Consider the following 12,075-nt stretch of genomic DNA (forward strand, 5'->3'; position numbering starts at 1 on the left):
TGCCCTGAGATGAGAACTGACATACAAGTAGGTGGTGGCGAAGAGACGGATATTCACAGCACCCAGCGCGCAAGTCGTCGAGATCTCGACGGGCACCGCCCGGCTGGAGAAGGTCGCCGGGGAGCCCGACAGCTATGTGCTCCACGTCAACGACGTGCCCTCGTCGTCGATCACCCTGAGCGACCCCGCCCGCCTCGACTTCGAATACCTCGACTGGATGGCGCGGATCATCGAGGCGACCCTGCCGTCCGGCACCGTGCGCGCCATCCACATCGGCGCCGCCGGCTGTGCGCTGGCGCGGGCGCTCGACGCCCGCCGGCCCGGATCGCGGCAGACGGCCATCGACATCGACCCGGTTCTCATCGACTGCGTGCGCACGTGGTTCGACCTCCCCCGTTCGCCTGCCCTGGCGCTGCGTGCCGGGGACGGCGCCGAGGAGATCGCCGGCTTCCGCGACGACACCGCCGACGTCATCGTCCGGGACGCCTTCTCCCACGACTCCGTGCCCACCGCGCTCCAGACCCCGAAGTTCTTTGCCGAGAGCGCCCGCGTGCTCAAACCCGGCGGGCTCTTCCTCGCCAACGTCCCCGATGCCGGCGACCACCGGGTGCTGCGCGACGAGCTCGACGCCGCCGCCTCGGCGTTCCCGCACCTCGCCGCCGCCTCGGAGCCCGGTGTCCTCAAGGGCCGTCGGCGCGGCAACGTCGTCGTCGCCGCCGCGGCGCAGCCGCTGCCCGACGCCGCCCTCGATCGGGTGCTGCGCACGGCCCCGACGATGGCCGCGTGGCTGACCGGGGAGACGCTCGCGGCCCGGCTCGGCCGCTGACCGCACCCCGACGGACCGACGACCTGCCTGACCGACGACTTGCCGGACCGACGGATTCGTCGCACCGACGACCCGGGAGGCCGATCCCCCGGAGAGTCGGACACCTCGGTGCGCCCCGCCCGTGGCGTGTCGGCTGGTGACGCGTGCGCACGCTCCGTTCGGCACCGCCCGTGTGACGGGCCCGACTACTCCCGTCCGGGAAAGTTCGGCATAATTGATTGCCGACCCAAGAAGGTGAGATGACCGAGACTTCAGAAATCGCCGTCGAACAGGCCAAGCTCGACGAACTCTATGCCCGACTCGACGAACTGCGGGACGAGACCAGTGCCCGGCTGGGAACCGTCCGGATCTCCGAGGTCGGCGGCAACCATCAGCACCGCAGCGAACGCGACGCCTTCGCGACCCTCTACGAGGATCAGCTCATCCGCCTCAACAGCGCCGAGGAGGGGCTGTGCTTCGGGCGACTCGACTTCAAGGACGACGTCGAACCGAGCTACATCGGCCGCATCGGGCTCACCGATGCCGACCGCAAGCAGATCCTCATCGACTGGCGCGCCCCCGCCTCGGAGCCCTTCTACCAGTCGACTGCGGCGAACCCCGAGGGCGTCGTCCGCCGGCGCCACCTCGTGACGAAGAACCGGAAGGTCACCGATGTCGAGGACGATGTGCTCGACATCGATGCCCTCGATGACACCCAGCGCTCGGCCCTGCAGGGCGAGGGGGCGCTCATCGCGGCACTGACGAGCCACCGGACCGGCCGGATGGGCGACATCGTCGCCACGATCCAGGCCGAACAGGATGCGATCATCCGGCAGCCGCTGCAGGGCGTCCTCGTCGTCCAGGGCGGACCGGGCACCGGCAAGACCGCGGTCGCCCTCCACCGCGCCGCCTACCTGCTCTACCGGCATCGGGAGCGGATCGCGAAATCCGGCGTCCTCCTCGTCGGCCCCTCCCCCGTGTTCCTCAAGTACATCGAGAAGGTCCTGCCCAGCCTCGGCGAGACCGGTGCCCTCCTGCTCACCCCCGGCCAGCTCTACCCGGGCCTCGACACGGACATCTCCGATGATCCGCGGGTCGCCGAGATCAAGGGCCGGTCGGTCATGGCGAGCGTGCTCGCCAACCACATCGCGAACTACGAGCGCGTGCCTGAGGAGGACGAACGTCTGCGCGTCGGCGCCCACACGGTGCTTCTGCGTCGCAAGGACGTGCGCTCGGCCAGGGATCGCGCACGGCGCAGCGGAGACGCCCACAATGCCGCGCGCACCGGATTCGTTGCCGGGCTGCTCAAGACGCTCGCCGAGGATCTCGCCGGGCAGATGGGCCTCGACGGCGCCGGTGAGCGTCTGCCCGAACTCCTCGACGAGCTGCGCTCGAGCGTCGACGTCCGGCGCGCCCTCAACCTCGCATGGTTCCCCATCAGCCCCGGCGATGCGCTGCGCGCCCTCCTGTCGAAGCCGCACAAGCTCCGCGCCGCGGCCGACCGGGTGCTCTCTGCCGCCGAGCAGGAGCTGCTCCTCCGTCCCGCGAACGCACCGCTGACGATCGAGGATGCGCCGCTGCTCGACGAACTCGCCGAACTGCTCGGCTCGACCCCGCAGCAGACCGCCGCCCGTGACGAATCGGCCAGGGAGTACGCCGAGGCGGTCGTCGACATGACCGAGACCTCGGCGATCGTCAGCGCCGAGACGCTCGCTGCCCGGTGGGAGGAGGCGGGTCCGGCGACGACGCTGGCCGAGCGGGCGATCGAGGACCGCGAATGGACGTACGGCCACCTCGTCGTCGACGAGGCGCAGGAGCTCTCCCCCATGCAGTGGCGGGTGCTCTTCCGGCGGGTGCCCTCGAAGTCGGCGACGCTCGTCGGCGACCTCGCGCAGTCCTCGCACGGCGACAGCGCCCGGACCTGGGAGTCGATCCTCTCGGAGTTCGTCGGCGACCGGTTCTCCCTCGAGGTGCTCACGGTCTCCTACCGCACGCCGCAGGCCGTCATGGACCTCGCGAACCGCTATCTCCACCGGCATTTCCCGCAGCTCGAGCTCGTCGAGTCGGTGCGGCAGGGCGGCCCCCCGCCGACGCTCGAGGTCTTCGCCGATTCCCCGGCGGTCATCGCCGCGCTGCCGGCCGCAGCGGCGGCTGAGGTCGACGCGGTCTCCGGCGGCAAGATCGCCGTCATCGCCCCGGAGGAGCTCATCGATTCCGTCGCCGAGGCGCTCACGGGCTTCGACATCGGGCGCTCGGTGCTCGGTCTCGACCATCAGATCGCCGTCATCACCCCGCAGCAGGCGAAGGGACTCGAGTTCGACTCCGTCCTCATCGTCGAACCCGGGCTCATCGCCCCGGTCGGCGGGGACGACGGGGTCGGCGCGCTCTACGTCGCGCTCACCCGCACGACGGACCGCCTCGGCGTCCTCGCCTCGGCTCCGACGGAGCTCTCGGACCTCGGCATCGGCTGAGGCTCGTTCACCAGTCGGCGTGAATATGCGGTCGTCGAAGACGACATATTCACGCCGACTGCAGAACGAGCGACGGTCGAGTCGGCGAACTGGTGGATTTCACGCCACCTGTTGAGCGACAGCGCAGGCGCAGGGTGATGTGGACGCGGGTTGTCAGCGACTTTCCCGGGGAACGTCGAAGGCCGCTTGACGGTTCGGCTTCCCCTCCGAACCGCAAGCGGCCGCGCACCGAAGCGCGCACTCATAATGGTACACAACTATTGCCGTGATCGACGACTTTCGGGCAAGTTTTCGCGAGAAGATTTCCGCAACCTCGGCTGACTCCATGACGAGGACTGCTCGCCCACCGGCCTCAGGCCTCGAAGTCCTCCGGCGTCGCCTCGCGGGAGTCCCCGGAGCGCAGCGCGGCATCGGCGCGCAGCGAGTCGATCGCGGCCTCGAAGTCCTCGAGCGAATCGAAGCCCTGGTAGACGCTCGCGAAGCGCAGGTAGGCGACCTGATCGAGTTCGCGCAGCGGCTCGAGGATCGACAGGCCCACCTCGTCGGCGTCGATCTCGGCGATGCCCTTCGACCGGATGTCCTCTTCGACCTTCTGCGCGAGCTTCGCGAGATCGTCGTCGCCGACGGGCCGGCCCTGGCAGGCCTTGCGGACTCCGGACATGATCTTCTGGCGGGAGAACTCCTCGGTCACCCCCGAGCGCTTGATGACGGAGAGGCTCGTCGCCTCCATGGTCGTGAAGCGGCGCCCGCAGTGGCGGCACTGCCGGCGGCGGCGGATCGCCGCCCCGTCCTCACTCGTTCTCGAATCGACGACCCGTGAATCGGACTCACGGCAGAATGGGCAGCGCATGTCACTCCTCGAAGCGGATGCTCACGGCACGTCCGTGGGCGGGAAGCTGTTCGACCGTCGCGAGCGCGACGATGTGCTCGGCGACGTCGCCGAGAGCGGGCCGACCGTAGTCGATGACCTGGCTGACCTTGAGGAACGAGTGCACGCCGAGTCCCGATCCGTGGGCGGCGGTGCCCATCGTCGGCAGCACGTGGTTCGAGCCGGCCGCATAGTCGCCGAGGGCGACGGGCGCATAGGGTCCGACGAAGACGGCTCCCCCGTTGACGATGCGCTCGGCCACCGCGGCATCGTCGGCGGTGTGGATCTCGACGTGCTCACCGGCATAGGCGTTGACCACGGTGACGGCGGCATCGAGGTCGTCGACGAGGACGAGGGCCGACTGCTCTCCGGCCAGCGCGGTGCGGATGCGCTCGACGTGCGCGGTCTCGGGAACCTGGCGGTCGAGCTCGGCGGCCACGGCCTCGAGCAGCTCGGGCGAGTCCGTGACGAGCACCGAGGCGGCGAGTTCGTCGTGTTCGGCCTGGCTGATGAGGTCGGCGGCGACGAACGCCGGGTTCGCCGTGGCATCGGCGAGGATGATGATCTCCGTGGGTCCGGCGACCGCGTCGATGCCGACGTGCGAGCGCACAAGCGACTTCGCGGCGGCGACATAGGCGTTGCCGGGTCCCGTGATGAGGTCGACCGGCTCACACACCTCGGCGTCGTCGAAGCCGTACGCCAGCGCTCCGATCGCCTGGGCGCCGCCCATCGCCCACACCTCGTCGACGCCGAGGATGTGCGCGGTGGCGAGGACGACCGGATGGGGCAGCCCCGACTCCTGCGGCGGGCTGGCGATCGCCAGCGACTGGGCGCCCGCGACCTGCGCGGGCACGACGTTCATGATCACCGTCGACGGGTAGACGGCGAGTCCGCCGGGCACATAGAGCCCGACGCGCTCGATCGGCAGGCTCCGGGTCGTCACGACGGCGCCGGGGGCGAGTTCGGTGACGACGTCGGCGGGTCGCTGATCCTCGGCGACCTTCCGGGTGCGGGCGATCGTCTCGACGAGCGCGGCCCGCACCTGCGGATCGAGCTCGGCGGCGGCCCGGGCGAGTTCGGCGACGGGCACGCGCAGAGCGTCGGGACGGACCCCGTCGAAGCGCTCCGTGAGGTCCTTCACCGTCGTCGATCCTCCGCGGGCCACCTCGCCGAGGAGGTCGGAGACCCGGCGTTCGACGTCGGCGTGCGTGGCTGCCGCCCGCGGCAGGCGCTGCCGGAGGAATCGTCTGCTCAGGGTCTCACCGCGGAAGTCCAGAATGTTCACCAGACCATTCTAGTCCCGGCGCACGTGGCGCCCCGGACCCGCCTCAGGCGCTCAGGCAGCGCGACCCGAGGAGGGCCTTGAGATCGCCGTAGAGGCTCGGGTTGGGGTCGACGCGGATCGAGCGGTCGAGCCGCATCACGGTGTGCTTGCCGGGCTGGGTGAGCACGAGGTGGACGTCGGTCTGGCCCTTGTTCGCCTCGAGGATACGACGCAGCTTCTCCGCCATCTCCTCGGTGGCCTTCTCCATCGGCATGATGAGGTTGAGCGGACGATCCCCCGGGTCGGTGATGTCGGGAATCGTCATCGACATCGCCATGAGCGAAGTCGGCCGGTCGTCGGACTGGCGGATCCGACCGGTCAGGGAGATGACGAGATCGGTCGCGAGCAGGCTCGCCACGGGTTCGTACGTGTCACCGAAGAACATGACCTCGACCTCGGCGTCGAGGTCCTCGAGCGTGACGATCGCGTACGGCTTGCCCGAGTTCTTCGACACCTTGCGGGTGACCTGCGTGATCATCCCGCAGACCTTGATCTGCGAACCGTCGGGACGGTGCGATTCGGGGTCGACCACCTCGGCGATCGAGGCATCCGACTCCGCGGCGAGCACCCCTTCGAGCCCGTTGAGGGGATGGTCGGAGACGTAGAGGCCGATCATGTCGCGTTCGAACGCGAGCTTCTCCTTCTTCTCCCATTCGGGACGATCGGGGATCGCCACGGAGAAGCTCGGGCCGTCGTCACCGCCGTCGAGACCGGCGAAGAGATCGAACTCGCCGATCGCCTCCTTGCGCTTGACGCCGATGACGGAGTCGACGGCCTCCTCGTGGATCTCGACGAGGGAGCGGCGGGTGTGTCCGAGGGAGTCGAAGCCGCCGGCCTTGATGAGCGATTCGATCGTGCGCTTGTTGCACACGTGGCTCGGCACCTTGTCGAGGAAGTCCGTGAACGAGGTGTACGCGCCCTTCTCCTCGCGGGCCGCGACGATCCCGTCGACGACGTTGGCCCCGACGTTGCGCACCGCACCCATGCCGAAGCGGATGTCCTCCCCGACCGGGGTGAAGTGGAGCGCGGAGTCGTTGACGTCCGGCGGCAGCACGGTGATGCCGAGCCGGCGGCACTCGTTGAGGTAGATCGCGAGCTTGTCCTTGTTGTCGCCCACCGAGGTGAGCAGGGCGGCCATGTACTCGGCGGTGTAGTGGGCCTTGAGGTAGGCCGTCCAGTAGGAGACGACGCCGTACGCGGCCGAGTGCGCCTTGTTGAACGCGTAGTCGGAGAACGGCAGGAGGATGTCCCACAGGGCCTGCGCGGCGGCCTCGGAGTAGCCGCGCTCCTTCATGCCGCCGAAGAAGCCGACCTGCTGCTTGTCGAGTTCGGACTTCTTCTTCTTGCCCATCGCGCGACGGAGGATGTCGGCCTGACCGAGCGAGTACCCGGCGACCTTCTGCGCGATCGCCATCACCTGCTCCTGGTAGATGATGAGGCCGAAGGTCGTGTCGAGGATCTCCTTGAGCGGCTCGGCGAGCTCCGGATGGATCGGCGTGACCTCCTGGAGGCCGTTCTTGCGCAGCGCGTAGTTCGTGTGCGAGTCCGCGCCCATCGGGCCGGGACGGTAGAGGGCCAGGGTCGCCGAGATGTCCTCGAAGTTGTCCGGCTTCATCATCCGCAGCAGGGCCCGCAGGCCGCCGCCGTCGAGCTGGAAGACGCCGAGGGTGTCACCGCGCGTGAGCAGCTCGTAGGCCCCGCGGTCGTCGAGTTCGAGGTGTTCGAGGTCGAGTTCGAAGTCCCGGTTGGCCCGGATGTTCTCGACCGCGTCGGAGATGATCGTCAGGTTGCGCAGCCCGAGGAAGTCCATCTTGATGAGCCCCAGGCCCTCGGACGTCGGGTAGTCGAACTGGGTGATGACCTGCCCGTCCTGGAACCGGCGCATGATCGGGATGACGTCGATGATCGGGTCCGAGGACATGATGACCCCGGCGGCGTGGACGCCCCACTGCCGCTTCAGGCCCTCGAGGCCCTTCGCGGTCTCGAAGGTCTCGCGGGCATCGGCTTCGGAGTCGACGAGGGCCCGGAACTCGCCGGCCTCCTTGAACCGCTTCGCGTCCGGGTTCTCGATGTCGGCGAGCGGGATGTCCTTGGCCATCTCCGCCGGCGGCAGCGCCTTCGTCAGCCGCTCGCCGAGGGAGAACGGCTTGCCGAGCACCCGGGCGGAGTCCTTGAGCGCCTGCTTCGTCTTGATCGTGCCGTAGGTGACGATCATCGCCACGCGCTCGTCACCGTACTTGCGGGTGACGTATTCGATGACCTCGCCGCGGCGGCGATCATCGAAGTCGACGTCGAAGTCGGGCATCGAGACGCGGTCGGGGTTGAGGAAGCGCTCGAAGTAGAGGCCGTGCTGGAGCGGGTCGAGGTCGGTGATGCGCATCGCGTACGCGACCATCGACCCGGCGCCGGAGCCGCGGCCGGGACCGACGCGGATGCCGTTGTCCTTCGACCAGTTGATGAAGTCGGCGACGACGAGGAAGTACCCGGGGAAGCCCATGGAGATGATGATGTCGAGCTCGTAGTCCGCCTGTTTGCGGACGTCGTCGGGGATCCCGTTCGGGTATCGGTACTCGAGCCCCTTCTGCACCTCTTTGACCAGCCACGACGTCTCGTCCTCCCCGGCCGGGGTGGGGAACTTCGGCATGTAGTTCGCCGAGGTGTCGAAGGAGACCTCGCACATCTCCGCGATCGCCAGCGTGTTGTCGCACGCCTCGGGCATCTCCTTGAAGAGCTCCCGCATCTCCGCCGGCGTCTTGAGGTAGTAGCCGGATCCGGAGAAGGCGAAGCGCGAGCCGCCCTGATCGTAGGTCGGCTCGATGAGCTTCGAGCCCGACTGGATCGCGAGCAGGGCCTCATGGGCCTTCGCATCGGATTCGTGGGTGTAGTGGAGATCGTTCGTGGCGACGAGCGGGATGTCCATCTCCTTCGCCAGCCGCAGCAGGTCCTTCGTCACCCGTCTCTCGATCGACAGACCGTGGTCCATGAGCTCGCAGAAGTAGTTCTCGGCCCCGAAGATCTCCCGGTACTTCCCCGCCGCGGCCTTCGCCTCCTCGTACTGGCCCAGGCGCAGCCGGGTCTGGATCTCCCCGGACGGGCAGCCGGTGGTGGCGATGAGTCCCTCCGAGTAGGTCTCGAGGAGGTCCTGGTCGAGGCGCGGCCACTTCGCCGTGACCGAATCGAGGGAGGCCACCGAGGAGGCCTTGAAGAGGTTGCGCATGCCCGTGTTGTTCTTCGACAGCAGGGTCATGTGCGTGTAGAGGCCGCCGCCGGAGAGGTCGTCGCTCTTCTGCGACTCCTCGGTCCGCCACTTCACGCGGGTCTTGTCGTCACGGGCGGTGCCGGGGGTGACGTAGGCTTCGACGCCGATGATCGGCTTGATGTCGGCCTTCGTCGCCTGCGACCAGAAGTCGAAGGCGCCGAAGAGGTACCCGTGGTCGGTCGTCGCGATCGCCGACATGCCCGACGCCTTCGTCGCGGCCATGAGGTCGCCGAGGCGGGCCGCCCCGTCGAGCATGGAGTATTCGGTGTGGACGTGAAGATGGACGAAATCGTCGTTCGGCACGCTCTGCCTTCCCTTGCGGATCCCTTGCCAATGACCTGCGATGCCCACTCAGCTTAAACCATGGGCTCAGCTCTCCCGGATCCGGTCGAGGGCCTCTTGGAGGTCGGCGGGATACTCGCTTTCGAACTCGACCCACTCCCCCGTCTCCGGGTGGTGGAAGCCGAGTCGCAGCGCGTGCAGCCACTGTCGCGTCAGCCCCAGCTCCTTCGCGAGGACGGGGTCCGCGCCGTAGGGCAGGTCCCCGGCGCACGGGCGCCCCAGGGCTGAGAAGTGCACGCGGATCTGGTGGGTGCGGCCGGTCTCGAGGTGGATCTCGAGGAGAGCGGCGCGGCGGTGCGCCTCGATGACCTCGTAGTGGGTGATCGCATGCTTGCCCTCGCTGTGGACGGCGTAGAGGCCGTCGTGGCGGGGGTGGCGGGCGATCGGGGCATCGATCGTGCCGACGACGGGGTCGGGCAGACCCTGGACGAGGGCGTGGTAGGTCTTCTCGACCGTGCGCTCCTTGAACGCCCGCTTGAGCACGCTGTAGGCGTATTCGCTCTTCGCGACGACCATGAGCCCCGAGGTGCCGACGTCGAGACGCTGGACGATGCCCTGCCGCTCAGGCGCCCCCGAGGTCGCGATCCGGTAGCCGGCCGCGGCGAGGCCGCCGACGACGGTCGGTCCGGTCCAGCCGATGGCCGGGTGCGCGGCGACGCCGACGGGCTTGTCGACGACGACGAACGAATCGTCGTCATAGACGATGCGCATGCCGGGCACAGGGTCGGCGACGACCTCGAGCGGACGTTTGGGTTCGGGAAGCATGACGTCGATGCGGGCGCCGGCGACGACGCGATCGGATTTGCCGACGACCCGGCCGTCGAGTTGGACTCCCCCGTCGGCGCAGATGTCGGCGGCGGCGGTGCGCGAGAGGCCGAGCAGCTTCGACAGCGCCGCATCGACCCGCTGGCCCTCGAGCCCCTCGGGAACGAGGATCGAGCGTTCAGTCATGGGAGTCCTCCTTCTCCGCGGTGGCGGCCACCCGGTGCGAACCGTCGAGTTCGATGCCGCGGAGGCTGGCGATGATGAGCGTCACCGCGGCCGCCGAGATCGCGACGTCGGCGAAGTTGCAGATGAAGAGCGAGAGGTCGATGAAGTCGACGACGGCGCCGTTGGGGAACCCCGGCTGCCGGAAGAGCCGATCGACGAGGTTGCCGAAGAGGCCGCCGAGCAGCAGGCCGAGTCCGATCGCCCAGCCCCGTGAGCCGAGCTTGCGGGAGAGGAAGAGGATGGCGATGAAGACGGCGACGGCGATGAGCGGGAAGACCCACGTCATGTTCGCGCCGAGGCCGAGGGCGGCTCCGGGGTTGCGGTAGAAGGCGAATCCGGCGAGGTTCCCGATGACGGGGATCGAGGGGCGGCCTTCGAGGAAGGCGATGGCGAGCTGCTTCGTCAGCTGGTCGAACGCGAGGATCGCTGCGGCGATGCCGAACAGTGTCCAGAGCAGCTTCTGTCGACGCCGTACCGGCACCGGGCGGTCTTCGTTCATTCGGATCATTCTAGCCGACCGCGCCTGCGGCGATTCCCATTTCACGCGCAGGAACGGCGCACGATCGGGACGTGCGGCCCGCGCGTGGCCGGCCCGCAGGCCGACGCGCGGCGACAGCCTCCGGACCGTCAACGACGACGGGGCCGGAGGACTCGGATGAGTCCTCCGGCCCCGTGGAGCTCGGTGCGTCGGATCAGAGCTTGTTGCTCGAGGATCCGAACGAGTTGCCGTCGAGGGTCTCGGGAGCGAGGCTCGTCGAGTTCTCGAGGTCGCGGAGCTGATCGTTGAGGTAGCTCTTCAGGCGCGTGCGGTACTGGCGCTCGAAGTTCGAGAGCTGGTCGATCGAGCGCTCGAGCTGCGACTTCTGCGTCTCGAGGCTCGAGAGGGTCTCGTCGCGCTTGGCCTCGGCCTTGCCGACGATGTCCTGAGCTTCCTTCTCGGCGCCCTTGATGAGTTCGGCGCGCTTGCGCTCACCTTCGGCGACGTGCTCGTCGTGGACGCGCTGGGCCAGCGCGATGAGTCCGTGCGAGTCGTTCTCGCCGGCAGAGGCCGCGGCGGCACCGGCTCCGGCAGCGGGAACGGCAGCCGAGACGGCAGGAGCCGAGTCGGTCTGCTTCGGAGCGGGAGCGGCTTCCTTGACGACGGGAGCCTTGGGCTCCTCGGCGGCAGGGGCGGCCGGGGCTGCGGGAGCCTGGTCGGCCTTCGGTGCAGGGGCGTCCTTCGAGGTGTCCGGCGCCGGCACGGCGGCAGGCATCGCCTGGGTGGCGTCGATGTCCTGGGCGGGGGCTGCCTTCGCGGCGCCACCCGATTCGAGCTCCTTGACCCGCTGTTCGGCAGCGGAGAGCTTCTGACGCAGTTCGTCGTTCTCCTGGTAGAGGCGTCGAAGTTCGACGACGACCTCGTCGAGGAAGTCATCGACCTCATCCTGGTCGTATCCGTCGCGGAACTTCACATGCTGGAACCGCTTGTTTACTACGTCTTCAGGCGTGAGCGCCATGAGGTCACCTTTGGTCGATCTGCATTCATTTCACTGCCGTCCGCGCGGGACGGCTTCAACGTCACAATAGCGTAACACCAGAGCATTTGTCGTGCAGAAATGCTCCGCCACGCCGGGCGGAAACGGAAATTCCATCAGGCGTCGTTGCTGATCACGCGACACACCATCCGACCAGCGGCCGGAACCGATGTCTCAGACCGAGCTCTGGGAGAGGCTGAAGAGGACCGAGGCGAGGATCTGGATGCCGATGAGGAGGACGATGAAACCGAGATCGAGCGAGATCTGGCCGAGCCGCAGCGGCGGAATGACCTTCCGCAGGAGCTTGAGCGGCGGATCGGTGAGCGTGTAGACGATCTCGGCGAGCACGAGGAAGAAGCCCTTGGGCCTCCACTCGCGGGAGAACACCTGGACGAGGTCGAGCACGACCCGAGCCAGGAGCACGTACACATAGAGGCTGAGCGCCGTGCCGAGGATGTAGAAGATGATGGCCACGTGGGATCCTCGCGTCTTTCGTCGTTGC

The 12,075-nt window shown here is 68.3% G+C and carries 9 protein-coding genes; 2 read left to right on the forward strand and 7 right to left on the reverse strand.

Annotated elements, in window-relative coordinates; genetic code table 11:
• The first annotated feature begins 34 nt into the window (after positions 1–34).
• Both FJ887_RS08895 and FJ887_RS08900 read left to right on the forward strand, forming a co-directional pair.
• Complete coding sequence (locus FJ887_RS08895) at positions 35–826, forward strand: spermidine synthase (RefSeq protein WP_137826382.1); 792 nt, start codon at positions 35–37, stop codon at positions 824–826.
• A gap of 239 nt (positions 827–1,065) precedes the next feature.
• Positions 1,066–3,276 carry a HelD family protein gene (locus FJ887_RS08900; protein ID WP_137826381.1) on the forward strand — a complete coding sequence of 737 codons (2,211 nt, stop codon included), beginning with the start codon at positions 1,066–1,068 and terminating at the stop codon, positions 3,274–3,276.
• A gap of 352 nt (positions 3,277–3,628) precedes the next feature.
• Here the strand turns inward: FJ887_RS08900 and nrdR are convergent, their stop codons facing one another.
• The 7 genes from nrdR to FJ887_RS08935 all read right to left on the reverse strand — a co-directional run bounded on the left by nrdR (position 3,629) and on the right by FJ887_RS08935 (position 12,047).
• Positions 3,629–4,126, reverse strand: coding sequence for a transcriptional regulator NrdR (gene nrdR, locus FJ887_RS08905; protein WP_137826380.1), 498 nt, complete (start codon positions 4,124–4,126; stop codon positions 3,629–3,631).
• A gap of 1 nt (position 4,127) precedes the next feature.
• On the reverse strand, positions 4,128–5,432 hold the full coding sequence (gene hisD, locus FJ887_RS08910; protein WP_137826379.1) for a histidinol dehydrogenase: 1,305 nt from the start codon (positions 5,430–5,432) through the stop codon (positions 4,128–4,130).
• A gap of 40 nt (positions 5,433–5,472) precedes the next feature.
• Positions 5,473–8,982 (reverse strand): DNA polymerase III subunit alpha, encoded by a 3,510-nt coding sequence (gene dnaE, locus FJ887_RS08915; protein ID WP_249356854.1) that lies wholly within the window; start codon positions 8,980–8,982, stop codon positions 5,473–5,475.
• 114 nt (positions 8,983–9,096) lie between these two features.
• Complete coding sequence (locus tag FJ887_RS08920) at positions 9,097–10,020, reverse strand: RluA family pseudouridine synthase (RefSeq protein WP_137826377.1); 924 nt, start codon at positions 10,018–10,020, stop codon at positions 9,097–9,099.
• Complete coding sequence (locus tag FJ887_RS08925; protein WP_137826376.1) at positions 10,013–10,558, reverse strand: signal peptidase II; 546 nt, start codon at positions 10,556–10,558, stop codon at positions 10,013–10,015. Before FJ887_RS08925 ends, FJ887_RS08920 begins: the two co-directional genes overlap by 8 nt.
• 193 nt (positions 10,559–10,751) lie before the next feature.
• The gene (locus FJ887_RS08930) at positions 10,752–11,555 is read right to left on the reverse strand and encodes a DivIVA domain-containing protein (RefSeq protein WP_137826375.1); all 804 of its coding nucleotides are present in this window, start codon (positions 11,553–11,555) and stop codon (positions 10,752–10,754) included.
• Positions 11,556–11,747: 192 nt separating this feature from the next.
• Positions 11,748–12,047, reverse strand: coding sequence for a YggT family protein (locus tag FJ887_RS08935; protein WP_137826374.1), 300 nt, complete (start codon positions 12,045–12,047; stop codon positions 11,748–11,750).
• Positions 12,048–12,075: the final 28 nt, after the last annotated feature.

The organism is Brevibacterium sp. XM4083 (assembly GCF_006489205.2).
In the GTDB taxonomy this organism is placed as follows: Bacteria; Actinomycetota; Actinomycetes; order Actinomycetales; family Brevibacteriaceae; genus Brevibacterium.